The organism is Serratia sp. KG1D (genome assembly GCF_037150675.1).
Taxonomy (GTDB): Bacteria; Pseudomonadota; Gammaproteobacteria; order Enterobacterales; family Enterobacteriaceae; genus Serratia; species Serratia nematodiphila.
Map to the genome: position 1 here is coordinate 353006 of NZ_JBAGIH010000001.1, position 26108 is coordinate 379113.

General features: G+C 62.3%; 25 protein-coding genes. 18 read left to right on the forward strand and 7 right to left on the reverse strand.

Features of this window, described 5'->3' with window-relative positions; all coding sequences use genetic code 11:
• Positions 1 to 55 precede the first annotated feature (55 nt).
• The 3 genes from pgm (at position 56) to WFM45_RS01745 (ending at position 2828) form a co-directional block, all read left to right on the forward strand.
• Positions 56 to 1699 (forward strand): phosphoglucomutase (alpha-D-glucose-1,6-bisphosphate-dependent), encoded by a 1644-nt coding sequence (pgm, locus tag WFM45_RS01735; protein ID WP_060560416.1) that lies wholly within the window; start codon positions 56 to 58, stop codon positions 1697 to 1699.
• 191 nt (positions 1700 to 1890) lie between these two features.
• A complete protein-coding gene (locus WFM45_RS01740) occupies positions 1891 to 2529 on the forward strand; it encodes a PadR family transcriptional regulator (RefSeq protein ID WP_015376959.1) in 639 nt (212 codons plus the stop codon).
• Entirely contained in the window at positions 2529 to 2828 is a 300-nt protein-coding gene (locus tag WFM45_RS01745; protein WP_033633920.1) for a DUF3861 domain-containing protein, read from the forward strand. The genes WFM45_RS01740 and WFM45_RS01745 overlap by 1 nt, the downstream gene beginning before the upstream one ends.
• 27 nt (positions 2829 to 2855) lie before the next feature.
• On the opposite strand, the gene kdpE is transcribed toward WFM45_RS01745, so the two are convergent.
• The 6 genes from kdpE to WFM45_RS01775 form a co-directional block, all read right to left on the reverse strand.
• The gene (kdpE, locus tag WFM45_RS01750) at positions 2856 to 3545 is read right to left on the reverse strand and encodes a two-component system response regulator KdpE (protein WP_033637458.1); all 690 of its coding nucleotides are present in this window, start codon (positions 3543 to 3545) and stop codon (positions 2856 to 2858) included.
• A gap of 16 nt (positions 3546 to 3561) precedes the next feature.
• Complete coding sequence (gene kdpD / locus WFM45_RS01755) at positions 3562 to 6258, reverse strand: two-component system sensor histidine kinase KdpD (RefSeq protein WP_015376962.1); 2697 nt, start codon at positions 6256 to 6258, stop codon at positions 3562 to 3564.
• A 73-nt stretch (positions 6259 to 6331) separates the two neighbouring features.
• Positions 6332 to 6901 carry a potassium-transporting ATPase subunit KdpC gene (kdpC, locus tag WFM45_RS01760; protein ID WP_336954268.1) on the reverse strand — a complete coding sequence of 190 codons (570 nt, stop codon included), beginning with the start codon at positions 6899 to 6901 and terminating at the stop codon, positions 6332 to 6334.
• Between the two features lie 18 nt (positions 6902 to 6919).
• Positions 6920 to 8989, reverse strand: coding sequence for a potassium-transporting ATPase subunit KdpB (gene kdpB / locus WFM45_RS01765; protein WP_021504609.1), 2070 nt, complete (start codon positions 8987 to 8989; stop codon positions 6920 to 6922).
• 26 nt (positions 8990 to 9015) lie between these two features.
• Positions 9016 to 10704: a potassium-transporting ATPase subunit KdpA gene (kdpA, locus tag WFM45_RS01770; RefSeq protein ID WP_060558780.1), complete on the reverse strand. Its 1689-nt coding sequence runs from the start codon at positions 10702 to 10704 to the stop codon at positions 9016 to 9018.
• A complete protein-coding gene (locus WFM45_RS01775; protein WP_016928742.1) occupies positions 10704 to 10793 on the reverse strand; it encodes a K(+)-transporting ATPase subunit F in 90 nt (29 codons plus the stop codon). The genes kdpA and WFM45_RS01775 overlap by 1 nt, the downstream gene beginning before the upstream one ends.
• 441 nt (positions 10794 to 11234) lie before the next feature.
• Here WFM45_RS01775 and WFM45_RS01780 point away from each other — a divergent pair, with 441 nt between their 5' ends.
• The 12 genes from WFM45_RS01780 (at position 11235) to nei (ending at position 21524) form a co-directional block, all read left to right on the forward strand.
• Positions 11235 to 11444 carry a YbfA family protein gene (locus WFM45_RS01780; protein WP_004939916.1) on the forward strand — a complete coding sequence of 70 codons (210 nt, stop codon included), beginning with the start codon at positions 11235 to 11237 and terminating at the stop codon, positions 11442 to 11444.
• A gap of 141 nt (positions 11445 to 11585) precedes the next feature.
• Positions 11586 to 12542: a YbgA family protein gene (locus WFM45_RS01785; RefSeq protein WP_060558782.1), complete on the forward strand. Its 957-nt coding sequence runs from the start codon at positions 11586 to 11588 to the stop codon at positions 12540 to 12542.
• A 16-nt stretch (positions 12543 to 12558) separates the two neighbouring features.
• The gene (phrB, locus tag WFM45_RS01790; RefSeq protein WP_336954274.1) at positions 12559 to 13989 is read left to right on the forward strand and encodes a deoxyribodipyrimidine photo-lyase; all 1431 of its coding nucleotides are present in this window, start codon (positions 12559 to 12561) and stop codon (positions 13987 to 13989) included.
• Positions 13990 to 14011: 22 nt separating this feature from the next.
• Positions 14012 to 14992 (forward strand): MBL fold metallo-hydrolase, encoded by a 981-nt coding sequence (locus WFM45_RS01795; RefSeq protein ID WP_336954276.1) that lies wholly within the window; start codon positions 14012 to 14014, stop codon positions 14990 to 14992.
• An 18-nt stretch (positions 14993 to 15010) separates the two neighbouring features.
• Entirely contained in the window at positions 15011 to 15754 is a 744-nt protein-coding gene (locus tag WFM45_RS01800) for a type 2 GTP cyclohydrolase I (protein ID WP_336954278.1), read from the forward strand.
• 156 nt (positions 15755 to 15910) lie between these two features.
• Positions 15911 to 16567 (forward strand): 5-oxoprolinase subunit PxpB, encoded by a 657-nt coding sequence (gene pxpB / locus WFM45_RS01805; protein WP_280598056.1) that lies wholly within the window; start codon positions 15911 to 15913, stop codon positions 16565 to 16567.
• On the forward strand, positions 16561 to 17493 hold the full coding sequence (pxpC, locus tag WFM45_RS01810; RefSeq protein WP_082997006.1) for a 5-oxoprolinase subunit PxpC: 933 nt from the start codon (positions 16561 to 16563) through the stop codon (positions 17491 to 17493). The genes pxpB and pxpC overlap by 7 nt, the downstream gene beginning before the upstream one ends.
• Positions 17483 to 18223 carry a 5-oxoprolinase subunit PxpA gene (pxpA, locus tag WFM45_RS01815; protein WP_004939906.1) on the forward strand — a complete coding sequence of 247 codons (741 nt, stop codon included), beginning with the start codon at positions 17483 to 17485 and terminating at the stop codon, positions 18221 to 18223. Before pxpC ends, pxpA begins: the two co-directional genes overlap by 11 nt.
• Before the next feature lie 54 nt (positions 18224 to 18277).
• The gene (locus WFM45_RS01820) at positions 18278 to 19009 is read left to right on the forward strand and encodes a DUF969 domain-containing protein (RefSeq protein ID WP_015376970.1); all 732 of its coding nucleotides are present in this window, start codon (positions 18278 to 18280) and stop codon (positions 19007 to 19009) included.
• The gene (locus WFM45_RS01825; protein ID WP_004939900.1) at positions 19006 to 20025 is read left to right on the forward strand and encodes a DUF979 domain-containing protein; all 1020 of its coding nucleotides are present in this window, start codon (positions 19006 to 19008) and stop codon (positions 20023 to 20025) included. The genes WFM45_RS01820 and WFM45_RS01825 overlap by 4 nt, the downstream gene beginning before the upstream one ends.
• An 8-nt stretch (positions 20026 to 20033) precedes the next feature.
• Positions 20034 to 20678, forward strand: a complete 645-nt coding sequence (gene pcp, locus WFM45_RS01830) for a pyroglutamyl-peptidase I (RefSeq protein ID WP_131164577.1) — start codon at positions 20034 to 20036, stop codon at positions 20676 to 20678.
• Between the two features lie 54 nt (positions 20679 to 20732).
• Entirely contained in the window at positions 20733 to 21524 is a 792-nt protein-coding gene (nei, locus tag WFM45_RS01835) for an endonuclease VIII (protein WP_336954289.1), read from the forward strand.
• Positions 21525 to 21580: 56 nt separating this feature from the next.
• On the opposite strand, the gene WFM45_RS01840 is transcribed toward nei, so the two are convergent.
• Positions 21581 to 22873: a citrate synthase gene (locus tag WFM45_RS01840; protein WP_016928730.1), complete on the reverse strand. Its 1293-nt coding sequence runs from the start codon at positions 22871 to 22873 to the stop codon at positions 21581 to 21583.
• Between the two features lie 728 nt (positions 22874 to 23601).
• On the opposite strand from WFM45_RS01840, the gene sdhC reads away from it, so the two are divergent.
• Genes sdhC through sdhA form a run of 3 tightly spaced genes read left to right on the forward strand, consistent with a single transcriptional unit; the run spans position 23602 to position 26099 of the window.
• A complete protein-coding gene (gene sdhC, locus WFM45_RS01845; RefSeq protein WP_004939893.1) occupies positions 23602 to 23991 on the forward strand; it encodes a succinate dehydrogenase cytochrome b556 subunit in 390 nt (129 codons plus the stop codon).
• Positions 23985 to 24332, forward strand: coding sequence for a succinate dehydrogenase membrane anchor subunit (sdhD, locus tag WFM45_RS01850; protein ID WP_004939891.1), 348 nt, complete (start codon positions 23985 to 23987; stop codon positions 24330 to 24332). Before sdhC ends, sdhD begins: the two co-directional genes overlap by 7 nt.
• Complete coding sequence (sdhA, locus tag WFM45_RS01855) at positions 24333 to 26099, forward strand: succinate dehydrogenase flavoprotein subunit (protein WP_015376974.1); 1767 nt, start codon at positions 24333 to 24335, stop codon at positions 26097 to 26099.
• Positions 26100 to 26108 lie beyond the last annotated feature (9 nt).

The following is a 26108-nucleotide window of genomic DNA, read 5'->3' on the forward strand; positions in this document are numbered from 1 at the left end:
TGGCCGTGCGCGACGTATTTGCCCGGTCACCGACAGGGATGAGGGAGATATGTCGATGGCGAATAATCCACGTGCCGGGCAGCCCGCCCGTCAAAGCGATCTGATCAACGTAGCCCAGCTGACGTCGCAGTACTATGTGCTGCAACCGGAAGCCGGCAATGCCGCACATGCGGTGAAGTTTGGCACTTCCGGCCACCGCGGCAGTGCGCAGCGCCACAGCTTCAACGAAGCGCACATCCTCGCCATCGCCCAGGCGATCGCTGAAGTTCGTCATCAGCAGGGCACCACCGGCCCGTGCTACGTGGGTAAAGACACCCATGCGTTGTCCGAGCCGGCCTTTATTTCCGTGCTGGAAGTGCTGACCGCCAACGGCGTCGATGTGATCGTGCAGGAAAACAACGGCTTCACGCCAACGCCGGCGGTATCGCACGCCATTCTGTGCCACAACCGCCGCGGCGGCGCGCAGGCCGACGGCATCGTCATTACGCCGTCCCACAACCCGCCGGAAGACGGCGGCATCAAGTACAACCCGCCGAACGGCGGCCCGGCCGACACCAACCTGACGTCGGTGATCGAAAAACGCGCCAACGATCTGCTGGCGCAACAGTTGAAAGGCGTTCAGCGTCAGTCGCTGGACAAGGCCTGGAACAGCGGCCACCTGCACGCCAAAGATCTGGTGCAGCCTTATGTCGAAGGCCTGGTTGACGTGGTCGACATGCCGGCCATTCAACGCGCCGGCCTGAAGCTGGGTGTGGATCCGCTCGGCGGTTCCGGCATCGCCTATTGGCAGCGCGTGGCGGAACACTACAAGCTGGATCTGACGCTGGTGAACGACTCCATCGATCAGACCTTCCGCTTTATGCACCTGGATCACGACGGCATCATCCGCATGGACTGCTCGTCCGAGTCGGCGATGGCCGGCCTGCTGGCGCTGCGCGACAAATTCGATCTGGCGTTCGCCAACGATCCGGATTACGACCGTCACGGCATCGTCACGCCGAAGGGCCTGATGAACCCGAACCACTATCTGGCGGTAGCCATCAACTACCTGTTCCAGCATCGCCCGCAGTGGGGCGCCGATGTGGCGGTAGGTAAAACGCTGGTGTCCAGCGCGATGATTGATCGCGTGGTGGCTGACCTGGGCCGCAAGCTGGTGGAAGTGCCGGTCGGTTTCAAATGGTTCGTGGACGGCCTGTTCGACGGCAGCCTGGGCTTTGGCGGCGAAGAGAGCGCCGGGGCCTCGTTCCTGCGTTTCAACGGCCAGCCGTGGTCGACCGACAAAGACGGCATCATCATGTGCCTGCTGGCGGCTGAAATCACCGCGGTAACCGGTGAGAACCCGCAGCATCACTATGACGATCTGGCCAAGCGCTTCGGCGCGCCAAGCTACAACCGCATCCAGGCGCCGGCAACCCATGCGCAGAAAGCGGCGCTGTCCAAGCTGTCGCCGGAGATGGTCAAGGCTAGTACGCTGGGCGGGGACCCGATCACCGCGCGTCTGACCGCAGCGCCGGGCAACGGCGCGTCGATCGGCGGCCTGAAAGTGATGACCGACAACGGTTGGTTCGCGGCCCGTCCTTCCGGTACCGAAGAGGCATACAAGATCTACTGCGAGAGCTTCCTCGGGGCGGAACACCGCGAGAAAATCGAGCACGAAGCGGTCGAAATCGTCAGCGAAGTGCTGGCTTCCGCCAAATAATCGTTGTTCTCGTCTGATAAAAAGCGCTGTTTTTACAGCGCTTTTTTTATGCCTGTAATTTAGATATATCTTTTTCACGGCACGCGCTTGCACATTTAGATATATCGATCTAGATTAGCGTTATCGACGCTGTTTAGATATATCTAAACAACCTCGTATTGATGTTCACTGTTAAAGCGAGGTATCACCCTATGTTTCATCGATTAGGTTTACACCGGCATCATCACCATCATGAATGTGAAGAGGGGCGCCGTCATCGCGGTGGACGCCATCACTTCGGCGGCGACGGCGAAGAGCATGGCCGTGGCGGGCGCGGCGGCCGCGGCGGGCGTCATCGTCTGTTCGAACACGGCGATCTGCGTCTGGTGTTGCTGGCGCTGGTGGCGCGCAAGCCCAGCCACGGGTACGAGTTGATCAAAGCAATAGAAGAAGCTTCTTCCGGCCTGTATGTGCCGAGCCCGGGGGTGATTTACCCCACGCTGACGCTGCTGGAAGAGCAGGATTTTCTCGAACCGCTCACCACCGGCAACGGCCGCAAAAGCTACCGCATCACCTCGGCGGGCGAGGGCGAGCTGCAAAAGCATCAACAGGTGGTTGAAGTCATTCTGGCGCGTCTGGCGGGCGCCGGCCGCGAGCATCATCGGCACGGCAACCTGGCGGAAGGCATTTACGACGCCATGAACCGTCTGCGCAGTCTGCTGCGCGGCAACGTGATGCGCGCCGATCTTACGCCGCAGCAGGTGGAGCGCATCAACGCCGCACTGTTGACCGCCGTGGCGGCGATCGAAAGCGAAATGCACATTCAACCCACGCAGCAGGAGGAGAACTGATGCCCGGCTACCGTTTTAACATTACCGTTGAAGCCCTGAGCGACCGCCAGGGCAACCCCGTCGAGAAGGCACCGCTGAGTTTTGAGGTGACCAACCATGACGATATTCTTGAGATCGTCGAGCGCATTCGGGCGCGTGACGATCTGAACTTCGGCCCTGAGCAGAGCGCGGCCTTCGCCGTGGGGTTGAAACTGTTCTCCGAAGTGATGATCGAAAACCGCAAACACCCGGTGTTCGCTCCGCTGCGGGAGGCGTTCAAGGAATTTATGGTCGGATTGAAGAAGGGCCCGGCGGCGTAAAGGCGCGGCAAACCGCGCCCGTCGGGGTTAAGGCATGAAACGGTAGCCGACGCCGGTTTCGGTCAGCAGGTGTTTGGGCCGGGCCGGATCGGCTTCCAGCTTCTGCCGCAGATGGCCCATGTAGATGCGCAGGTAGTGGCTGTGTTCCACGTAGTTCGGCCCCCAGACGTGGCTCAGCAGCTGGCGTTGGGTGATCACCTTGCCGGCGTTGGCCAGCAGCTCCGCCAACAGGCGAAACTCGATCGGCGTCAGGTGCAGATCTTCGTCGTTGCGCAGCACCCGGCGATTCACCAGATCGACGGTGATCGCCGAAAAGCTCACCAGCGGGCTTTCCTGCTGGCTGGCGGAGTGACGGCGCAGCGCGACTCGCACCCGCGCCAACAGTTCGCCGATGCCGAACGGTTTGCTGAGATAGTCGTCGGCGCCGGCGTCCAGCGCGGCGATCTTGTCCTCTTCGGCGTTGCGCGCCGACAGCACGATCACCGGAATGGCGCTCCACTGCCGCAGATCGCGGATGTAGCTCAGCCCGTCGCCATCCGGCAAGCCCAAATCCAGGATGATCAGATCCGGTTTGCGCGTGCCGGCCTCAATCAGCCCACGCTGCAGGGTTTCACTTTCAAACACCCGCAGGCCTTCGCTCTCCAGCGCGGTGCGCACGAAGCGGCGGATCTCTTTTTCATCTTCAACAATCAGAATGTTGGTTGGCGTTATGCTCACGTTTCCCCTGCGTTGATTACAGATCGAAGGCGTCGCCGTCGATCTCGGGCGGTTTTTCCAGCGGCAGCACGAAGCGGAAGCTGGCGCCGCCGTTGGCGCCGTTTTCCGCCCAGATGCGGCCATCATGTACTTCAATAATGGCACGGCAAATGGCTAACCCCAAGCCGACGCCGGGGATCGCCGACTCTTTATTGCCGCGTGAAAACTTGTCGAAAATCAGCTGCAGCTGATCGGCGGGGATGCCGGGGCCGTTATCCCAGACCTCGACTTCCAGCCACTCGGGCAGCGTGCGGGCGCGAATGCCGATGGTGGCCTCGGCGCCGGCGTATTTATTGGCGTTTTCCAACAGGTTGGTGAACACCCGTTCCAGCAGGCTGCCGTCGCAGTTGACCAGGATCTGTTCCGGCGGCAGCTCGACCACGATCGGATGCTGGCTGAGCAGCGGCTCCAGCATGTGCAGCGAGGCGCCGACGATCTCTTCCAGCGACTGCCACTCTTTACGCAGGCTGAAACCGCCGGACTGGATGCGCGCCATATCCAGCAGGTTGTTCACCAGCCGGGTGGTGCTCAGCACCTGCTGGCGGATCTGGCTGGCCTGGGTGGCGTGATTGGAGCCTTCGGCCGCCAGGTCCAGCGTGAGAATTTCCGCCTGGCCGAACAGCACGGTCAACGGGGTGCGCAGATCGTGCGACAGCGCCGCCAGCAGCGAGTTGCGCAGCTGCTCGCGTTCGGCGTCCAGCTTGGCTTCTTCGGCGCTGCGCGCCAGGTGCAGCCGTTCCAGCGCGCTGGCGATCAGCACTGCGAAGGTTTGCAGCAGCCGCTGTTGTTCCGGCACCATCAGCTGGCGCAGGTTGTTGGGTTCGATCGCCAACAGCCCGAAGGTCTGTTTGGGGGTATTGAGCGGCAGCAGCTGGTAAGGCACGCCGGGCAGAGTGTCGGTGCCGGCGCCGGCCGGCAAGCCTTTATCGAAACTCCAGCGCGCGATGGCTTCGTCTACCGACAGCAGCCCGCCTTCCTCGCCGATCATTTGCTGCAGCCGGCCGTCTTCCTGCGGCAGCAGCAGCACGGTTTTCGCCTGGAAGCTGCTGGAGAGGAAATGACGGCTGGTGTTGGCGATGTCGGCCACGGTCAGCGCGCGGCTCAGCCCGCGTGACATTTCGTACAGATGGCGCGCCCGCTGCTCGCGGTAGCGCGCCACCCGGGCCTGATAACGCACCCCGGCGGTCAGGTTGCCGATGATGATGCCGACGGCGAGCATCACGCCGAAGGTCAGCAGATACTGCATATCGCTGACGGCGAACGACCATTCGGGCTGGACGAAGAACAGATCGAAACTGGCGACGTTGATCACCGCCGCCAGCACCGATGGCCAGCGGCCGAAGAACAGCGCGACGATCGCCACGCCGAGCAGGTAGACCATCACCAGGTTGGCCTGATCGAAGCCCGGCAGCAGCCACTGCGAGAGCAGGGTGATCAGTGCGCACAGCGCCACCGCCACCGCACAGCCGCGCAGCTGCATGCGCCATTTCTCATTGAAGCTGCGGCCGTCGTGCTCCTTGCCCGGCGGCGGCGGTGCGGCGTCGCTGTCCAGCGCGACGATCACCAGATCGAGATCCGGGCCCAGTCTGCCGAGGCGATCGGCGAAGCTGCCGCGCAGCTTCCAGCGCTGCTCGCTGCGGCGGCCGATGATGATTTTGCCGAGGTTATGTTCGCGGGCGTAGCGCAGCACCGCGCGCTCTTCGGACGGATCGGCCAGGGTGGCGGTTTCGGCGCCCAGCTCCTGCGCCAGCCGCAGCGCACGCAGAATGGCGCGGCGTTGGTTTTCCGGCAGCCGGTGCAGCTTGGGGGTTTCCACATAGACTGCATGCCAGTGGCAGCCGAGCCGCGCCGCCAGGCGGGCGGCGATGCGCACCAGCTTTTCGTTGCCGCTGTTGTGGCCGACGCACAGCAGAATGCTGTCGCGGGTGTGCCACACTTTCTCGCGCCCCTGGGTGTCGCGAAACTCGCGCATCTGGTCATCGACCCGATCGGCGGTGCGGCGCAGCGCTAACTCGCGCAGGGCGATCAGGTTGCCTTTACGGAAAAAATGCTCGATGGCGCGCTCGGCCTGGCCGGGAATATACACTTTGCCTTCGTGCAGCCGTCGGCGCAGATCGTCCGGCGGCAGATCGACCAGCACCACTTCGCTGGCCTCGTCAAACACGTGGTCGGGCACCGTTTCGCGCACCCGCACGCCGGTCACGCCGCCCACCACGTCGTTCAGACTTTCCAAATGCTGCACGTTGACGGTAGTCAGCACGTCGATGCCGGCGTCCAGCAGCTCTTCCACATCCTGCCAGCGTTTGGGGTGGCGCGAACCGTGAGCGTTGCTGTGCGCCAGTTCATCCATCAGGATCAGCGCCGGATGGCGCGCCAGCGCGGCGTCGAGATCGAATTCATGCACCAGCCGGCCGCGATGCTGGATGCGCTTTTGCGGCAACAGCGCCAGGCCGTCGAGCAGGGCGGCGGTCTCGCTGCGGCCGTGGGTTTCCACCACGCCGACCAGCACGTCCAGCCCCTGAGCGCGCAAACGCTGGGCCTCCTGCAGCATGGCATAGGTTTTGCCCACGCCGGCGCAGGCGCCGAAGAATACCTTCAACCGGCCGCGCGGTTTTTCATTGGCCAGCGCCAGCAGGCTATCGGGATCGGGACGCTGCTGTTCTTCTTCGACCATGACAATTCCTTGTGTTACCAAGCAAAAAGGGGTTCGGCATGCCGAACCCTATCACTATGCTGAATACGGCGCGCTACTTCAACGCATCCAGCGCCAGGTTCAGCTTCAGCACGTTGACCACCGATTCCCCCATGAAGTTGGGCGTGGCCCGATCGGTGTTGTCTTCGATCAGTTTGGCGACCTGTTCCGGCGGCAGATGACGCGCCGCCGCGACCCGCGCCAGCTGATACCGCGCCGCGGCGATCGAAATCTGCGGATCCAGCCCGCTGCCGGAGGCGGTCAGCAGATCCACCGGGATCGGGCCGCTCATGGCCGGATTGGCCTGGCGCAGCTGCGCCGCGCGTTCGGCGATAGCCTTATCCAGCGCCGGGTTGGTGGCCGCCAGGTTGCTGCCGGCGGAGGCCTGTGGATTATAAGCCGAATCGCCGGTGACCGACGGGCGGCCCCAGAAATAGTCGGCGCGCGTGAAGTTCTGGCCGATCAGCGCAGAGCCGACCGCCTTGTCGCCCTGGTACAGCAGCGAACCGTTGGCCGCGCCCGAAAACAGCAGCTGCGCCAGCCCGGTGGTCAGCAGCGGATAGGCGATGCCGGTGATCAGAGTCAGCAGGATCAACATCACCAGCGCAGGTCGTAAATACGTCATGTTCATTTCCCTCAATGGTTAACCGGCGACGTGCAGCGCGACCAGGATCAGGTCGATCAGTTTGATGCCGATGAACGGCACCAGCAGACCGCCGACCCCATACAGCCACAGGTTGCGGCGCAGCAGAGCCGCGGCGCTCATCGGTTTGTAGCTCACCCCTTTCAGCGCCAGCGGGATCAGAAACACGATCACCAGGGCGTTGAAGATCACCGCCGACATGATGGCGGAGGCGGGGGAGTGCAGGTGCATCACGTTCAGCGCGTTCAGCTGCGGATAGGTGGCCGCGAACGCCGCCGGAATGATGGCGAAGTACTTGGCCACGTCGTTGGCGATGCTGAAGGTGGTCAGCGAGCCACGCGTCATCAGCATCTGTTTGCCGATATGCACCACTTCGATCAGCTTGGTCGGGTTGGAATCCAGATCGACCATGTTGCCCGCCTCTTTGGCGGCCTGGGTGCCGGAGTTCATCGCCACCGCCACATCGGCCTGCGCCAGCGCCGGGGCGTCGTTGGTGCCGTCGCCGGTCATCGCTACCAGACGGCCTTCCGCCTGATACTGGCGGATCAGCGCCAGCTTGGCTTCCGGCGTGGCTTCCGACAGGAAGTCGTCCACCCCGGCTTCGGCGGCGATCGCCGCCGCAGTCAGCGGGTTATCGCCGGTGATCATCACCGTTTTGATGCCCATCTTGCGCAGCTCATTGAAGCGTTCCTTAATGCCGCCCTTGACGATATCCTTCAGCGCTACCACGCCCAGTACCCGGGCGCCTTCCGCCACCACCAGCGGTGTACCGCCGGTGCGCGCCACGCTTTCCACCAGATCGTCCACCGCCCGCGGGAAGTGCCCCTGATTGGATTCGACGTGACGGCGAATGGCATCCACTGCGCCTTTGCGGATCATGCGCTCCTGCACGTTGACGCCGCTCATGCGGGTCTGGGCGGAGAAGGGCACGAAGGTGGCGTTCAGCGCCTGCAGATCGCGCTCGCGCAGGTTGAATCGTTGTTTGGCCAACACCACGATGCTGCGGCCTTCCGGCGTTTCGTCCGCCAGCGAGGCCAGCTGCGCGGCATCCGCCAGCTCTTGCTCTTTCACGCCCGGCGCCGGCAGGAACTCCGAAGCCTGGCGGTTGCCCAGCGTGATGGTGCCGGTTTTATCCAGCAGCAGCACGTCCACGTCGCCGGCGGCTTCCACCGCGCGGCCGCTGGTGGCGATCACGTTGGCGCCGAGCATGCGGCTCATCCCGGCCACGCCGATGGCGGACAGCAGGCCACCGATGGTGGTGGGGATCAGGCAAACCAGCAGCGCGACCAGCACGGTGATGGTGACCACGCTGCCGCTGCCGGCCGCCTCGACGCTGTATTGCGAGAACGGGAACAGGGTGGCGGTGGCCAACACGAACACGATGGTCAGCGCCACCAGCAGGATGGTCAGCGCGATCTCGTTCGGCGTTTTGCGGCGCTTGGCACCTTCCACCATGGCGATCATGCGATCGAGGAAGGTTTCCCCCGGGTTGACGCTGCACTGCACCACCAGCCAGTCGGACAGCACGCGGGTGCCGCCGGTGACCGAGGAGAAGTCGCCGCCGGACTCGCGGATCACCGGCGCGGATTCGCCGGTGATGGCGCTTTCATCCACCGAAGCGCCGCCCTCCAGCACTTCGCCGTCGCACGGGATGGTATCGCCGGCTTCCACCAGCACGATATCGCCTTTGCGCAGGCTCTCGGCGGCCACTTTCTCCGTGGCGCCGTCGCGGCGCGGGCCGGCCAGTTTTTTCGCCCAGCTGGTTTTCTTGGTGCCCTTCAGGCTTTCCGCCTGGGCCTTGCTGCGGCCTTCGGCCAGCGCCTCGGCGAAGTTGGCGAACAGCACGGTGAACCACAGCCACAGGGAGACGCTGCCGGTAAAGGCGGCGGCGCCGTCGGTTTGGCCGGTGAGCATCGCCAGCCAGATAGCGGTGGTCAGCAGGCTGCCGATATACACCACGAACATCACCGGGTTGCGCCATTGAACGCGAGGATCCAGTTTTTTCACCGCATCGATCAGCGCGGTGCGCACCAGAGCCGGTTCAAACAGCGCGCGTTGTTTGCGAGTCATCTCTTATTCTCTCTCTGTGACGTCGGTTAGTTTGCCAGCCAAAGCTGCAAATGCTCGGCCACCGGGCCCAGCGCCAGCGCCGGCACGAAGGTCAGCGCGCCCACCAGCAGCACGGTGCCGATCAGCAGGCCGATAAACAGCGGCCCATAGGTTGGCAGGGTGCCGTTGCCCGCCGGCTGGCGTTGCTTGGCGCTCAGCGAACCGGCGATCGCCAGCACCGGCAGGATCACCCCGAAGCGGCCGACGAACATGGCGAAGGCCAGCAGCAGGTTGTAGAACGGCGTATTGACGCTCAACCCGGCGAAGGCGCTGCCGTTGTTGTTGGCGGCGGAGGACAGGGCATACAGCACTTCGCTGAAGCCGTGGGCGCCCGGATTGAGGATGCCGGCGCGGCCCGCGTCGGTGCCGATGGCCAGCGCGCTGCCCAGCAACACCAGCGTCGGCGTGACCAGGATCGCCAGTGCGGTCATCTTCATGTCGTAAACGTCGATTTTCTTGCCCAGGTATTCCGGGGTGCGGCCGATCATCAGGCCGGCGATAAACACCGTCAGCAGCACGAACAGCAGCATGCCGTACAGGCCGGAGCCGACGCCGCCGAACACCACTTCACCGATCTGCATCAGCCACATCGGCACCATGCCGCCCAGCGCGGTGAAGGAGTCGTGCATGGCGTTGACCGCCCCACAGGACGCGGCGGTGGTCACCACCGAGAACAGGCTGGTGGCGAGAATGCCGAAGCGCGACTCTTTGCCTTCCATATTGATGTTGCTGTCGGCGCCCAGCGCGCTCAGGTGCGGGTTGCCCGCCAGCTCGGCAACCATCACCACCACCACCGCCACCACGAAGATCAGCGCCATCGCCCAGATCAGCGCATGGCCCTGGCGGTTTTCACCGGCCAGCTGGCCGAAGGAGAAGCACAGCGCGCAGGGGATCAGGAAGATGGCCAGCATCTGCACGAAGTTGGTCAGCACGGTCGGGTTTTCGAACGGGTGCGCCGAGTTGGCGCCGAAGAACCCCCCGCCGTTGGTGCCGAGCATCTTGATCGCTTCCTGCGAGGCGACCGGTCCCATCGGCAGCGTCTGCTGCGCGCCTTCGAGCGTGGTGACGTGCAGGTAAGGCAGGAAGTTTTGCAGCGTGCCCTGGCTGACGAAGAACAGGGCGATCGGCAGCGCGATCGGCAGCAGCACATACAGCGTGATGCGGAACAGATCGGCCCAGGCGTTGCCGACGGTCTTGCCGGCGCGGCGGGTAAAGGCGCGGATCAGCGCAAAGGCCACGGCGATGCCGGTGGCGGCGGAGACGAAGTTCTGCACCGCCAGCCCGGCCATCTGGCTGAAATAGCTGAGGGCGCTTTCGCCGCTGTAGGCCTGCCAGTTGGTGTTGGTGACGAAGCTGACGGCGGTGTTGAGCGCCAGATCCCAGGAGAGGCCCGGGAAGCCCTGCGGGTTGAGCGGCAGCGAGCCCTGCGTCATCAGCAGGGCGAACAGCAGCGCCAGGCCGAGCAGGTTGAACGCCAGGATCGCCAGCGCGTACTGCCACCAATTCATCTCGGTGGCGCGGATGCCGCAGGCGCGCCAGACGCCGGCTTCCACTGCGCGCAGCGCAGGCAGCGGCTCACCTTCGATCAGGCGCGCCATAAAACCGCCCAGCGGCCGGGCCAGCAGCAGAAGCACCAGCAGGAAGCTGGCGATCAGTAAAAAGGCTGAAGCCGCCATCAGAAATCCTCCGCGTTAAACAGGGCGTAGACCAGATAGGCCAACAGCAGCAGGACCAACAGCGCACCACCAATAACGCTGAAACTCACGGGACACCTCCAGAGGTGTTGTTTTTGATAGAGGCAGTGTAGGGAGAGGGGTAGAAAGAAGATGAAAAAATCGCGCGGGCAGGTGTAAAAAAAGTATAAAAATGGCTGAAATTTCAGCGGAAATTGGCCGTTTCAGGCAGCCTGCTTGCGGCGAGATTGCGCCTGATGTGTGAATAAGCCGGGGCTGAGGCGTGGGATGAAGAACCGAATAATAACCACAATGTAACTCATGTTTAGTTAAAAATTAACTTGATTGTAACAAAATTACGAATCACTGCGGTGATTAGCGATTTTTTGTGCGATTTAGTGGTCGGATGAGTAGTAAACTTTCATCAAGTGCGCTAAAATTTTGTCCAGTTACCAAATTACCGATTGTTCATTTGATACGCCGACGCCGTTTTCCCTGACAAATCAACGGCAGGCGTTTTTAAGGAGGTTCGCATGTCTACGACCTATCACGCTTATTCACTGCATCGGATTCTCCTGCGCCGCAGCGCAGTGGTTATCGCGGGCATTTTAGCCCTGCCGGTGATGCTGTTCCGCAGCGATCGCGGGCGTTTTTACAGTTACCTGCACCGCGTCTGGTCAAAAACCAGCGACAAGCCGGTCTGGCTGCAGCAGGCGGAACTGGCGTCCTGCGACTTCTACTGAGTCACTGCCGACTCACGAACAACCCTCGCCCTGCGGCGGGGGTTTTTTTATGCCCTGGCCGCCCCTACCCAACGTAAGGTCGTATTCGGCAAGCCGTTCTTCTACACTTTCCTCAATCGGCTAACAACGCGGGAGAGCGGTATGAGCGACAAGATCCCTATCGGCATCAGCGCCTGTTTACTGGGCGAGACGGTGCGTTTCGACGGCGGCCACAAGCGGTTGGCCTTTGCGGTGGAACAGTTGGCGCCCTATGTGCGCTTTGAGCCCGTTTGCCCGGAAATGGCGATCGGCCTGCCCACGCCGCGCCCGGCGCTGCGCCTGGTGAAACAGGCGCAGCCCTGGCCGGCGATGCGCTACAGCAACGACGCGAGCGTGGATCTGACCGAGGAGATGCGCAGTTTCTCCGCGCAGCGCGTGGCCGCGTTGCAGCACCTGTGCGGTTATATCGTCTGCGCCAAGTCGCCGAGCTGCGGTCTGGAGCGGGTGCGGGTCTACAGTGAGAACGGCAAGGACTCGCGTAAAAACGGCGTCGGGCTGTTTACCGCCGAACTGCTGCGTCAGATGCCGTGGCTGCCGGTGGAAGAAGACGGACGATTGCAGGATGCGGCATTGCGGGAAAACTTCATTGAACGGGTGTACGCGCTGTATGAGTTGAATATGCTGTGGCGCCAGGGGCTGACCCGCGGCGGGCTGATCGCGTTTCACAGCCGCTACAAGCTGTCGCTGCTGGCGCATTCGCAGCCGGCTTATCGCGAGCTGGGGCGCTTCGTCGCCGACATTCATCGCTGGGACTCGCTGGAGGCCTTCGCCGTGGAATACCGCAGCCGCCTGATGGCGCTGTTGGCGCACAAGGCGACGCGCCGCAACCATACCAACGTGCTGATGCACGTGCAGGGGTACTTCCGCCGTCAGCTCAGCGCGGCGCAGCGCCAGGAGCTGGCGCACCTGATCGATCGTTATCGGCAGGGCATGCAGCCGCTGCTGGCGCCGATCGCGCTGCTTAAGCATTACATGGCGGAATACCCTGACCGCTATCTGGCGGAACAACGCTATTTCGAACCTTACCCGGAGGCGCTGCGTTTGCGTTACGGCCATTGATTGACAAGGGAATTTTATGACCACGCATCTGGTCTGGTTGCGTAACGATCTGCGTATCACCGACAACAAAGCGCTGCACGCCGCCTGCAGCGATCCCAAAGCCCGGGTGTTGGCGGTGTTTATCGCCACCCCGCAGCAGTGGCGGCAGCATGAGATGGCGCCGCGGCAGGCGGCGCTGATCCACGCCAGCCTGCGGGCGGTACAGCAGGAGCTGGCGCAAAAGGGCATTGCGCTGCATTGCCATGCCGGCACGGACTTTGCCGCGTCGATCGACTGGTTGGCGGAGTATTGCCGGCGAGAGCAGGTGGACGCGCTGTTTTACAACCGCCAGTACGAACTGAATGAACGGCGACGCGATGTGCGGCTGGAGCAGCAGTTGAATGGACAGGTAACGTGCCACGGTTTTGATGACAGCCTGCTGTTGCCGCCGGGCAGCGTGCTAACCGGCGGCGGCGAGATGTACAAGGTTTATACGCCGTTTCGCAACGCCTTCATTCAGCGCCTGACTGAGTCCGACGTGAGCTGCCTGCCGGCGCCGAAGATCCGTGCCGATGGCGCGTTGCCTGCGTCTGAAGCGCCGGCGGCGTTCGATTATCCCGCGGCGGACATCGGGGATGACTATCCCGCCGGCGAGGAGGCCGCGCTGCAGCGGCTGCGCGCCTTTTGTCGTGAGCAAGTGCAGGATTACCTTCGCCAGCGCGATCTGCCCGCCATCGCCGGCACCAGCAGCCTGTCGCCCTATCTGGCGATTGGCGCGCTGTCGCCGCGCCAGTGCTTCAATCGCCTGCGCGCCGAATGCCCGCGGTTGCTGGAAGATCGCGAGAGCGGCGCTTTCGCCTGGCTGAACGAGCTGATTTGGCGCGAGTTCTACCGCCATCTGCTGGTGGCCTATCCCGAGCTGTGCCGCCATCGGCCGTTTATCGCCTGGACGGACAAAGTGCGCTGGTGCGATGACGCGGCGAAGCTGCAGGCCTGGCAGCGGGGCGAGACCGGCTATCCGATCGTCGATGCCGCCATGCGCCAGTTGAACGCTACCGGCTGGATGCACAACCGGCTGCGCATGATCAGCGCCAGTTTTCTGGTGAAGGATCTGCTGATTGACTGGCGGGCCGGGGAGCGCTACTTCATGTCGCAACTGCTGGACGGGGATCTGGCGGCCAATAACGGCGGCTGGCAGTGGGCGGCCTCCACCGGCACCGACGCCGCGCCGTATTTCCGCATCTTTAACCCGACCACACAGGGTGAACGTTTTGATCCACAAGGCACTTTCATCCGTAAATGGTTGCCGGAACTGGCGGATGTGCCCGACAATGACATCCATTACCCCCACCGCTGGGCGGAAAAGCAGCGCCGTACGCTGAACTACCCGCTGCCGATCGTCGATCACAAACAAGCCCGCGTGGAGACGTTGGCGGCGTTCGAGGCGGCGAAACGGGGAGAGTCTTGAGGCAACTGCAAGGAGCGACGCAATGATGAAAAAGGTGCTGGCCCTGTGCCTGAGCGGCTATTCCGCGCTGGCGATCGCCGGCTTTGACGTGGTGGCGCTGGGCGTCGACGGCGGCGTCAGCGACGGCAACCTGACTTCCTACCTGATCCGCAGCGATAATCAGCCGCAGTATGTGGCGCTGGACGCCGGCTCGCTGCTGCCGGGCATCGCCAAAGGGCTGGAGAAGGGCAGTTTCCCGCAGGTGACCCCCGAGCTGGCCGCGCCTTACACGCCGCAGGGCTACGTGTTCCGGCAGTTGATCGGCAGCTACTTTATCAGCCACGGCCATCTGGACCACGTGGCGGGGCTGATCGTCGGCTCGCCGGAAGACAATAAAAAAACCGTTTACGCCCAGGCGGACACCGTGCTGACCCTGCGCAACCATTACTTCAACTGGAAGGCCTGGCCGAACTTTACCGACGCCGGCAATGGTGCGCGGCTGGGCACCTACCGGCTGCAAACGGTGCGGCCGCAGCAGCGATTTACCCTCGGCCTGACCGGGTTGACCGGCGTGATGTATCCGCTCAGCCACGATCGCTACCCGTCGTCGATGCTGCTGATTTCCAACGGCAACGAGTTCTTCGCCTATTTCGGCGATACCGGGCCGGATAAGGTGGAGCAGTCGCGCGATCTCGATACCGTGTGGCGCGCGCTGGGGCCGCTTGTCGAGCAGAAAAAGCTCAAGGGCATGATTATCGAAACCTCTTACCCTAACGGGGTGGAGGACAAACATCTGTACGGCCATCTGACGCCGGCCTGGCTGCTGAAGGAGCTGAAGAATCTGACGCAGTACAGCGGCGGCGAAGGTTCGCTGAACGGTCTGCCGGTGGTCATCAGCCACATCAAGCCGAGCCTGAAGCAGGGCGAAGAGGCGCGCGCCGCCATTGCGCAGCAGCTGGCGCAGGGCAACGATCTGGGGGTGAAATTCATCCTGATGGCGCAGGGCGACCGGCAGACATTTTGACTATGAAGAGAGAAGAGAATGCGTAACCTCGATCTGGAACAACTGATCAACACGGAACTGAACGCCGCGGCGTTTCAGGACTACGCCCCCAACGGTTTGCAGGTAGAGGGGCGTGCGCATGTACAGCGCATCGTGACCGGCGTCACCGCCTGTCAGGCGCTGCTGGACGCCGCGGTGGCGCATCAGGCCGACGCGATCATCGTGCATCACGGCTATTTCTGGAAAAACGAGGCGCCGGCGGTGCGCGGCATGAAGCGCAACCGCCTGAAAACGCTGTTGACCCACGACATCAACCTGTACGGTTATCATTTGCCGCTGGACGCGCATCCGGTGCTGGGCAACAACGCGCAGCTGGCGCAGGCGCTGGGCATTCGGGTGATTGGTGAAATCGAGCCGCTGGTGCCGCACGGGGAATTCGAACAGCCGCTGACCGGCGAAGCGCTGCTACAGCGCATCGAAAGCCGGCTGGGGCGCGCGGTGCTGCACTGCGGCGATAACGCGCCTGAGCATATTCGCCGAGTGGCCTGGTGCACCGGCGGCGGCCAGGGCTTTATCGACAGCGCGGCGCGCTTCGGCGTCGATGCGTTCATCAGCGGTGAAGTCTCTGAGCAGACCATCCACAGCGCGCGCGAAATGGGCGTGCATTTCTTCGCCGCCGGTCACCACGCCACCGAGCGCGGCGGCGTGAAGGCGTTGGGGGACTGGCTGGCCCAGCACCACGGCTTTGATGTGACCTTTATCGATATCCCGAATCCCGCCTGATCTTTTTCTTCCCCGGATCCAGCCCGGCCTGCGCGCCGGCTGAATCCTTTTATCGCGCTATTTCCTTATTTTCCTTATGGTTGCGTTCTATTGACAGCCGGGGCCGCGTCACGCATAACTGGTGTGTTTTTCAGCGCGATAATAAGGAGAATAAGGGTGCAACAAGCACGTTATTACCTGTTGGGTGAAAGAGCGGTAGTGCTTGAACTGTCGCCGCCGGTGACGTTACCGAGCCAGCAGCGCATTTGGGCGCTGGCGGAAAAGCTGAATCACCACCCCGACGTGCGGGAAGTGGTGCCGGGGATGAATAACCTGACGCTGTTGCTGCATACGCCGCAGGCCGACGCCGAAGCGATGCTGGCATTGCTGCAGCAGGGGTGGGAGAGCAAAGAGCGCCTGACGCCGGAATCGCGTCAGGTGGATATTCCGGTTATCTACGGCGGGGAACAGGGCCCCGACCTGGATGAGGTGGCGCGTCATACCGGCATGACGCCGCAACAGGTGGTGGAATGCCACGCGGCGGCGGCCTATGTGGTCTATTTCCTCGGCTTTCAGCCGGGCTTCTCCTATTTGGGCGGCATGCCGGAACAACTGGCGACGCCGCGCCGCGCTGAACCGCGTCTGGCGGTGGCGGCCGGTTCCGTCGGTATCGGCGGCGGCCAGACCGGCATCTATCCGCTGGCGACGCCCGGCGGCTGGCAGCTGATTGGCCGCACGCCGCTGGCGCTGTTCAATCCGCATGAAATGCCGCCGACGCTGCTGCGCCCGGGCGATAACGTACGCTTCGTGCCGCAGAAGGAGGGCGTATGCTGATTATTCTGCGCGCCGGCATCTATACCACGGTGCAGGATTTGGGCCGCGAGGGATTCCGCCGTCTGGGCATCAGCACTGGCGGAGCGCTGGATCAACCGGCGCTGAAGATCGCCAACCTGCTGGTGGGCAATGCGCCGGAGGCCGCCGGGCTGGAGATCACCCTCGGCCAGTTCAGCGCCGAGTTTACCCGCGCAGGCTGGATCGCCCTGACCGGCGCCGGCTGCGACGCGCAGCTGGATGGCAAACCGCTGTGGACCGGCTGGCGCTATCCGGTGAAAAAGGGGCAGCGGCTGGCGCTGGGCACGCCGAAACGCGGCATGCGTAGCTACCTGGCGATCGCCGGCGGCATCGCCGTGCCGGAAATGCTGGGTTCGCGCAGCACCGACATGAAAGCCGCCTTTGGCGGATGCGAGGGGCGTAATCTGAAGGACGGCGACCGGTTGCCGCTCGGCAACTCCGCCGCTGAACCGCAACATTCCTGTGGCGTGAAACAGCTGCTGTTCACCAACCGCATCCGCGCGTTGCCGGGGCCGGAGTACGCTGAATTCAGCGAAGAGGCGCAAGATACGTTCTGGCGCGCCGCCTGGCAGCTCAGCCCGCAGAGCAACCGCATGGGCTACCGTCTGCACGGCGGCACGCCGCTGGCACGCACCACCGAGAGAGAGATGCTGTCGCATGGCCTGATGCCCGGCGTGGTGCAGGTGCCGCACAACGGTCAGCCGATCGTGCTGATGGCCGATGCGCAAACCACCGGCGGTTACCCGCGCATTGCCTGCGTGATCGAAGCCGATCTCTACCATTTGGCGCAGATCCGGCTCGGCGAACCGATCCACTTCGTTCTCTGCTCACTGGCCGAGGCGCAGCGCGCCAAGGCCGAGCAGGATCTTTTCCTTCGACAGATTGCCTGGGGGTTACATGATCGTTGATTTGAACGCCGATCTCGGCGAGGGCTGCGCCAACGACCAGGCGCTGCTGCAATTGGTGAGTTCGGCCAACATCGCCTGCGGCTTCCACGCCGGCGATGCGCAGACCATGCGTCAGTCGGTGCGCTGGGCATTGCAGTACGGCGTGGCGATCGGCGCCCATCCGAGTTTTCCCGATCGGGAGAATTTCGGCCGCACCCGCATGCAGCTGCCGCCGGAAACGGTCTACGCGCAGGTGGTGTATCAGCTCGGGGCGCTGGCGGCCATCGCCCGTGCCGAGGGCGGGGTGATGGTGCACGTCAAGCCGCACGGCATGCTGTACAACCAGGCGGCGGTTGAGCCAGCGCTGGCGGAAGCGATCGCCCGGGCGGTGCAGGCGGTCGATCCTGCGCTGCGGCTGGTGGGGCTAGCCGGCAGCGAGCTGATCCGCGCCGGGCAACGGCTCGGTCTGACCACCCGGCAGGAGGTGTTCGCCGATCGCGGTTATCAGGCCGACGGCACGCTGGTGCCGCGCGGTTTGCCGGGGGCATTGATCGAGGATGACGAACAGGCGCTGGCGCAAACGCTGGAGATGGTGCGCCATCACCGGGTGCGCAGCGTCGATGGCGTTTGGACCGCGGTTCAGGCGGAAACCGTCTGCCTGCATGGGGACGGCGAGCATGCGCTGGCGTATGCGCGCAAGCTGCGGGACAGTTTTGTTCAGCAGGGGATCCGCGTCAGCGCGGAGCAGTAAAGCAAGACACAACATCACAAGCAAAAAACTATTAGAAAATATCGAGGGAAGACTATGGAACAGGCCGTGAATCTCTGGCCACTGATCGGCATCGCCGCTATCGTGGTCGGGTTTGTATTGCGTTTCAACCCGGTGCTGGTGGTGATCGCCGCCGGCATCATCACCGGTCTGGCGGCGCTGATGCCGCTGGACGTCATTCTGGAAAAGCTCGGCGAGGGCTTTCTCAATACCCGAAACCTGCCGCTGATCCTGCTGCTGCCGCTGGCGGTGATCGGCCTGCTGGAGCGCCACGGGTTGAAAGAGCGGGCGCAGGCGTGGATCGCCAGGATCAAAAGCGCCACCGCCGGCCGTTTGCTGATCGTATACCTGTTCGTGCGCGAGATCACCGCGGCGATGGGGCTGACCAGCCTGGGCGGGCATCCGCAGATGGTGCGGCCGCTGCTGGCGCCGATGGCGGAAGGGGCGACGGAAAACCGTTACGGCGAGCTGCCGGAGCGTACCCGCCACCGCCTGCGCGCCATGTCGGCCGCCACCGACAACGTCGGGCTGTTCTTCGGCGAAGATATCTTCGTGGCCTTCGGCGCGATCATCTTCATGCACAACTTTATGCTGGAGTCCGGCGGCATTCAGACCGAGCCGCTGCATATCGCGCTGTGGGGCATTCCGACCGCCATTTTCGCTTTCCTGATCCACGCCTTCCGGCTGTATCGGATGGATAAACAGCTGAGCGCCGAGCTGGCGCAGCTGAATCAGGCGGCGCTGCAGGCGAAGGGGGAAGCACGATGAACTTCCAGCAACAATATCTCTACTGGCTGGCCGGCGCGGTGCTGCTGATTGTGGCGGTGATGTCCTTCCGCGATCGCGCCAACCCGCGCCGCATCACCACCGGGCTGTTTTGGGGGCTGTACGGCCTGGTGTTCCTGGTCGGCGACTGGACTTACCGCCTGCTGGGCGACGTGCTCGGCGAAGGCAGCAACGAGAAACGCATGCTGCACATCATCGTTGGCGTGGTGGTGGTAGTGATGGCCCTGATCGCCGGCTTCGGCGGCGTGCGCCTCGGCAGCTATCATCAGCGAACGCCGCAGGAGCGCGAGGCCAGCGCCAAGCGCCTGGGCAACAAGCTGTTTATCCCCGCATTGGCGATCCCGGTGGTGACGGTGATCGGCGTGCTGCTGTTCAACAACATTCCGGCGTTGCAAAGCGCGGTGTTCGGCAGCGGTAACCATGCGACGCTGATCACCCTGTTCTCGATGACCGTCGGCTGCCTGATTGGCCTGGCGATCGCGGTGAAAATGACCCATGAGAAGGCCTTGCAGCCGGTGCAGGAAGCGCGGCGCTTGCTGGATTCGATCGGCTGGGCGTTCATTCTGCCGCAGATCCTCGCCACGCTTGGCCTGCTGTTTACCGTCGCCGGCGTCGGCACCGCAATCTCGCATTTGACCCAGGAGTATTTGGCGGTGGATAACCGCTTTATCGCCGTGGCGGTCTACGCTATCGGTATGGCGGTGCTGACCATGGTGATGGGTAACGCCTTCGCCGCGTTCCCGATCGTCACCGCCGGCATCGGCATTCCGATCCTGGTGCTGCAACACGGCGGCAACCCGGCGGTGATGGCGGCGATCGGCATGTTCTCCGGCTATTGCGGCACCCTGATGACGCCGATGGCGGCGAACTTCAACATTGTGCCGGCGGCGCTGCTGGAGCTGCCGGACAAGAATGCGGTGATCAAGGCGCAGGTGCCAACCGGCGTGCTGCTGCTGTTGGTTAACGTGTTCCTGCTGTATTTCCTGATGTTCCTGTAGGAGTAAGGATGCAAAAAGTATTGATTACCGGCTTCGAGCCGTTTGGCGGTGAGCGCCTCAACCCTTCCTGGGAAGTGGTGAAGCAGCTCAATGATATGGAGCTGGTGGGTACGCGCATTGTGGCGCGCCAGCTGCCGTGCGTGTTCGGCGCGGCGCTGGAGGCGCTCAACGCGGCGATCGACGAGGTGCAGCCGCTGATGGTGCTGGCTGTCGGCCAGGCCGGCGGCCGCACCGACATCACGATTGAGCGGGTGGCGATCAACGTCGACGATGCGCGTATCCCCGATAATCAGGGGCAGCAGCCGGTGGACGAGCCGATCGTCGCCGGCGGCCCGGCGGCCTATTTCAGCACCTTGCCGATCAAGGCGATGGTCAGCTCGATGCGCGAGGCCGGCATTCCGGCCTCCGTTTCGCAGACCGCCGGCACCTACGTGTGCAACCATGTCATGTACGGCCTGCTGCACCGGTTGAGCGGCCAGCGCGAGGTGAAGGGTGGGTTTATTCATATCCCGTACCTGCCGGAACAGGCGGCGGCGCACCCCGGCGCGCCGAGCATGGCGGCCTCGACGGTGCTGTTTGCGCTGGAGCTGGCCATTTCCATCGCGTTGCAGGTGGAACACGATCTGAAAGTGGCGGGCGGCGCAACGCATTAATCAAGAGAATCCCCGGCGCATCGGGCTGCGCCGGGTCTACGCAAGGAGTGGTCTATGCCGGAAGGACCGGAGATCCGCCGGGCGGCGGACAAACTGGCGGCGGCGGTGATCGATCAGCCGCTGACCGCCGTCGATTTCGCTTTTCCCCAGTTGAAGCACTATCGCCAGCGTCTGCTCGGCGAGCGTATCGTCGCCATCGAGCCGCGCGGCAAGGCGCTGCTGACCCACTTTTCCAACGGGCTGACGATGTACAGCCATAACCAGCTGTACGGCGTGTGGAAAGTGGCGGCGGCGGGGGAGACGCCGGAGACCAAGCGCGATCTGCGGGTGCGGCTGGAAACCGCTCATAGCGCGATTTTGCTCTACAGCGCTTCCGACATTACCGTCGGGCCGCGCGAGGAAATAGAGCAACACCCGTTTTTGCAACGCATCGGCCCCGACGTGTTGGACATGTCGCTGACGGTGGATGAGGTGCAGGCGCGTTTGCTGACGCCGCGTTTTCGCCGCCGGCAACTGGGCGGCATGCTGCTCGACCAGGCGTTTCTTGCCGGATTGGGCAACTATCTGCGCGCCGAAATCCTGTGGCAGGCCGAGTTGGCGCCGCAGCACAAACCGCAGGATCTGGCGCCAGATGCGCTGCGCCACCTGGCGGAGGCATTGCTGGCGGTGCCGCGCCTTTCCTACCAGACGCGCGGGCAGGTGGATGACAACCGGCATCACGGCGCGCTGTTTCGCTTCAAGGTGTTTCATCGCAGCGGCGAGCCCTGTGAACGCTGTGGTGGGATGATCGTGCGTACCGAGCTGTCTTCGCGGCCGTTTTATTGGTGCCCAGGCTGCCAGAAATAGCCAAAAAAAACGCCGCCCGAAAGGGCGGCGCTGTGCGTTTCAGCCGGTAAAACGGCTTACTTGTTTTTCAGCTGGGATTTGAAATCACGCTCGGCATAGCCGGTGTACAGCTGACGCGGACGGGCAATTTTGATGCCTTCGTCGTGCATTTCGTTCCAGTGGGCGATCCAGCCGATGGTGCGCGCGATGGCGAAGATCACGGTGAACATGGAAGAAGGAATGCCCATCGCCTTCAGGATGATGCCAGAGTAGAAGTCGACGTTCGGGTACAGTTTCTTCTCGATGAAGTACGGGTCGTTCAGCGCGATGTGTTCCAGCTCCATCGCCACCTGCAGCAGGTTGTCGTCCTTCTTGTTCAGCTCTTTCAGCACTTCGTGACAGGTCTCGCGCATCACGGTGGCGCGCGGATCGTAGTTCTTGTACACGCGGTGGCCGAAGCCCATCAGGCGGAAGGAGTCGTTCTTGTCCTTGGCGCGCTTGATGAATTCCGGAATGTGCTCGACGGTCTTGATCTCTTCCAGCATTTTCAGCGCCGCTTCGTTGGCGCCGCCGTGCGCCGGCCCCCACAGGGAGGCGATGCCGGCCGCGATGCAGGCGAACGGGTTGGCGCCGGAAGAGCCGGCGGTGCGCACGGTTGAGGTAGAGGCGTTCTGCTCATGGTCGGCGTGCAGGATCAGGATGCGATCCATGGCGCGTTCCAGCACCGGGTTCACCACGTACTCTTCGCACGGGGTGGCGAACATCATGTGCAGGAAGTTGCCGGCATAGGACAGATCGTTGCGCGGATAAACGAACGGCTGGCCCAGGGAGTATTTGTAGCACATCGCGGCCACGGTCGGCATTTTGGACAGCAGACGGAACGCGGTGATTTCACGGTGACGCTCGTTGTTGACGTCCAGCGCATCGTGGTAGAACGCCGCCAGCGCGCCGGTCACGCCGCACAGCACCGCCATCGGGTGCGAGTCGCGACGGAAGCCACGGAACAGATGGGTGATCTGGTCGTGGATCATGGTGTGACGGGTCACGGTGGTCTTGAAGGTTTCGAATTCTTCCGGCGTTGGGGTCTCGCCGTACAGCAGGATGTAGCACACTTCCAGGTAGGAAGATTCTTTCGCCAGCTGCTCGATAGGGAAGCCGCGGTGCAGCAGCACGCCTTTGTCGCCGTCGATGAAGGTAATCTTGGATTCGCAAGAAGCGGTGGAGGTAAAGCCGGGATCAAATGTGAAATAACCTTTGGAACCCAGAGCGCGGACATCGAGGACATCGGGGCCCAGTGTCGGTGTCAATACGCCCAGTTCGATCGGAGCTTCGCTGTCGTTAATGGTTAGCGTCGCTTTCTTATCAGTCATTTACTGTCTCCTTAGCGCCTTATTTTAAAAACCACTAACAACTGAAATACCTTAAATCTCTGCAGGTTGCCCGCAAAAAATGGTGCGGACGCTAACTCTGTGAGCGACTGCGCAACTGTGCGCGGGTAGGGTACAGAGTGCTGACCAGGCGAACGAGACGGGTGACCAGTTGTTAACGATTCATAGTAATTCGTTATAGTCTGTTAATCTTACCTATGAGCTGTTCGAAGAGATGTGAACCTATCCCAATAATCTGTTTTTATGTGCTTTATTTGCTTTTGACGCCGGCAAACTCGAGCGGGAAACAACGGCTATTGGGATAGGTTCGCCAAATACACTGTTGCATAACTCGAACCCGGGAGGAAGTGTATCTGCTGACCCATAGCGCATCATAGGACCGTTTGTGCCCCTATATGTAATGGAAATGTTGATCTCTTGTCAAATCAGATAATTAATTTTGCACTAATTGTGAAATCCGTGATCTGAATCACTGTTCGGGGGAAATGTTATCAAAGCGGTTGTATGAGAATTGTAATCAGAATGTGATCCTCCTATACTGCCGCCAGGTCTCCGGATTACCCTGAAGTAGGAGCACCCAGCGTTATAAATGCGCGCCGTTTGAGCACAGAGGATGTTGATGTTTGAGCGCGTGACGTGTAAGGGTTTTAGGCTCTTAACGCTGTCTGATCCCCGCCCAGGCCCGGAGGAAGGAAAATAATAAGAGCTGTGTGGGCAAATACGTGAAAAAACAACGACCTGTCAACTTGGATCTGCAAACGATCCGGTTCCCCGTAACTGCGATAGCGTCTATCTTACACCGAGTCTCTGGCGTAATTACCTTCGTTGCCGTGGGTATCCTCCTCTGGCTGCTGGGCCTGTCACTCTCTTCCCAAGAGGGGTTCCTGCAGGCGGCCGCCATCATGAATAGCTTCATTGTCAAATTCATATTCTGGGGCATCCTCACGGCGCTGGCCTATCACATTTGCGGTGGCATCCGTCACTTGTTAATGGATTTTGGCTACATCGAAGAGAGTTTGGCCGCCGGCACCCGTTCCGCCCAGGTGGCGATCGGTCTGACCGTCGTGCTGTCAGTTCTGGCTGGAGTCCTCGTATGGTAAACAACGTTTCTGCATTAGGGCGCAACGGCGTGCACGATTGGCTGCTGCTGCGCGCTTCCGCTATCATCATTACCCTGTACGTCCTGTATATCCTGGGCTTTTTCGTCACGGCTCCGGAACTCACTTATGACATCTGGCGCGGTTTCTTCGCCACTTCCATTACGAAAGTGTTCACTCTGCTGACCCTGCTGTCGATTCTGGTGCACGCCTGGATCGGGCTGTGGCAGGTGCTGACGGACTACGTCAAGCCGCTGGCGGTTCGCCTGGTGTTGCAGCTGGCTGTCGTGGTCGCGTTGCTGGTCTATTTACTGTACGGAACAATCGTAGTGTGGGGTGCTTAAATGAAACTGCCAGTCAGAGAGTTTGATGCCGTCGTAATCGGCGCCGGCGGTGCGGGCATGCGTGCCGCGCTGCAAATTTCCCAAGCGGGCTCGACCTGTGCCCTGCTGTCCAAAGTTTTCCCGACCCGTTCCCATACCGTGTCCGCACAGGGCGGCATCACCGTCGCGCTCGGCAACAGCCACGAGGACAACTGGGAATGGCATATGTACGACACGGTGAAAGGTTCCGACTATATCGGTGACCAGGACGCCATCGAATATATGTGTAAAACCGGCCCGGAAGCGATTCTGGAACTGGAACACATGGGTCTGCCGTTCTCTCGTCTGGACGACGGCCGCATCTATCAGCGCCCGTTCGGCGGCCAGTCGCTGAACTTCGGCGGCGAGCAGGCGGCGCGTACCGCAGCCGCAGCCGACCGTACCGGCCATGCGCTGCTGCACACCCTGTATCAACAGAACCTGAAAAACCACACCACCATCTTCTCCGAGTGGTATGCGCTTGATCTGGTGAAAAACCAGGACGGCGCGGTGGTCGGCACCACGGCTATCTGCATCGAAACCGGTGAAGTGGTTTACTTCAAAGCCAAGGCCACCGTGCTGGCGACCGGCGGCGCTGGCCGCATTTACCAGTCCACCACCAACGCCCACATCAACACCGGCGACGGTGTCGGCATGGCGCTGCGCGCCGGCGTGCCGGTGCAGGACATGGAAATGTGGCAGTTCCACCCGACCGGCATCGCCGGCGCGGGCGTGCTGGTGACCGAAGGCTGCCGCGGCGAAGGCGGCTACCTGCTGAACAAGCACGGCGAGCGCTTCATGGAGCGTTATGCGCCGAACGCCAAAGATCTGGCTGGCCGCGACGTGGTTGCCCGTTCGATCATGATCGAAATCCGCGAAGGCCGCGGCTGCGACGGTCCTTGGGGCCCGCACGCCAAGCTGAAGCTGGATCACCTGGGCAAAGAGGTGCTGGAATCCCGTCTGCCGGGCATTCTGGAACTGTCCCGCACCTTCGCGCACGTCGATCCGGTGAAAGAGCCGATCCCGGTTATCCCAACCTGTCACTATATGATGGGCGGCATTCCGACCAAGGTGACCGGCCAGGCGCTGACCGTGAACGAGAAAGGCGAAGACGTGGTGATCCCGGGGCTGTTCGCCGTGGGCGAAATCGCCTGCGTATCGGTGCACGGCGCCAACCGCCTGGGCGGCAACTCGCTGCTGGATCTGGTGGTGTTCGGCCGTTCCGCCGGCATGCACCTGCAGGAATCGCTGGAAGAGCAGGGCGTGAGCCGTGACGCCAGCGACTCCGACGTGGAAGCCTCGCTGGATCGTCTGAACCGTTGGAACAACACCCGTTCCGGCGAAGACCCGGTCGAAATTCGCAAAGCGCTGCAGTCTTGCATGCAGCACAACTTCTCGGTATTCCGCGAAGGCGATGCGATGGCCAAGGGCCTGGAAGAACTGAAAGTGATCCGTGAACGTCTGAAGAACGCACGCCTGGACGATACCTCCAGCGAGTTCAACACCCAGCGCATCGAATGCCTGGAGTTGGATAACCTGATGGAGACCGCGTATTCCACCGCCGTGTCGGCCAACTTCCGTACCGAGAGCCGTGGCGCGCACAGCCGCTTCGACTATCCGGAACGCGATGACGCCAACTGGCTGTGCCATTCGCTGTATCTGCCGCAATCGGAAAGCATGACGCGCCGCGAAGTGAACATGCAACCGAAGCTGCGCCCGGCATTCCCGCCGAAAGTGCGTTCTTACTAATTGCGGAGA

Bases quoted from the DNA above. Each gene is read 5' to 3' on its own strand.
- pgm (WP_060560416.1), top strand. From the start codon at position 56: ATGGCGAATAATCCACGTGCCGGGCAGCCCGCCCGTCAAAGCGATCTG.
- kdpB (WP_021504609.1), bottom strand. From the start codon at position 8,989: ATGACTCGCAAACAACGCGCGCTGTTTGAACCGGCTCTGGTGCGCACC.
- kdpA (WP_060558780.1), bottom strand. From the start codon at position 10,704: ATGGCGGCTTCAGCCTTTTTACTGATCGCCAGCTTCCTGCTGGTGCTT.
- WFM45_RS01740 (WP_015376959.1), top strand. From the start codon at position 1,891: ATGTTTCATCGATTAGGTTTACACCGGCATCATCACCATCATGAATGT.
- pxpC (WP_082997006.1), top strand. From the start codon at position 16,561: ATGCTGATTATTCTGCGCGCCGGCATCTATACCACGGTGCAGGATTTG.
- sdhD (WP_004939891.1), top strand. From the start codon at position 23,985: ATGGTAAACAACGTTTCTGCATTAGGGCGCAACGGCGTGCACGATTGG.
- WFM45_RS01795 (WP_336954276.1), top strand. From the start codon at position 14,012: ATGATGAAAAAGGTGCTGGCCCTGTGCCTGAGCGGCTATTCCGCGCTG.
- WFM45_RS01785 (WP_060558782.1), top strand. From the start codon at position 11,586: ATGAGCGACAAGATCCCTATCGGCATCAGCGCCTGTTTACTGGGCGAG.
- WFM45_RS01780 (WP_004939916.1), top strand. From the start codon at position 11,235: ATGTCTACGACCTATCACGCTTATTCACTGCATCGGATTCTCCTGCGC.
- WFM45_RS01840 (WP_016928730.1), bottom strand. From the start codon at position 22,873: ATGACTGATAAGAAAGCGACGCTAACCATTAACGACAGCGAAGCTCCG.
- sdhA (WP_015376974.1), top strand. From the start codon at position 24,333: ATGAAACTGCCAGTCAGAGAGTTTGATGCCGTCGTAATCGGCGCCGGC.
- WFM45_RS01825 (WP_004939900.1), top strand. From the start codon at position 19,006: ATGAACTTCCAGCAACAATATCTCTACTGGCTGGCCGGCGCGGTGCTG.
- WFM45_RS01820 (WP_015376970.1), top strand. From the start codon at position 18,278: ATGGAACAGGCCGTGAATCTCTGGCCACTGATCGGCATCGCCGCTATC.
- pcp (WP_131164577.1), top strand. From the start codon at position 20,034: ATGCAAAAAGTATTGATTACCGGCTTCGAGCCGTTTGGCGGTGAGCGC.
- nei (WP_336954289.1), top strand. From the start codon at position 20,733: ATGCCGGAAGGACCGGAGATCCGCCGGGCGGCGGACAAACTGGCGGCG.
- pxpA (WP_004939906.1), top strand. From the start codon at position 17,483: ATGATCGTTGATTTGAACGCCGATCTCGGCGAGGGCTGCGCCAACGAC.
- kdpD (WP_015376962.1), bottom strand. From the start codon at position 6,258: ATGGTCGAAGAAGAACAGCAGCGTCCCGATCCCGATAGCCTGCTGGCG.
- WFM45_RS01800 (WP_336954278.1), top strand. From the start codon at position 15,011: ATGCGTAACCTCGATCTGGAACAACTGATCAACACGGAACTGAACGCC.
- WFM45_RS01745 (WP_033633920.1), top strand. From the start codon at position 2,529: ATGCCCGGCTACCGTTTTAACATTACCGTTGAAGCCCTGAGCGACCGC.
- kdpC (WP_336954268.1), bottom strand. From the start codon at position 6,901: ATGACGTATTTACGACCTGCGCTGGTGATGTTGATCCTGCTGACTCTG.
- phrB (WP_336954274.1), top strand. From the start codon at position 12,559: ATGACCACGCATCTGGTCTGGTTGCGTAACGATCTGCGTATCACCGAC.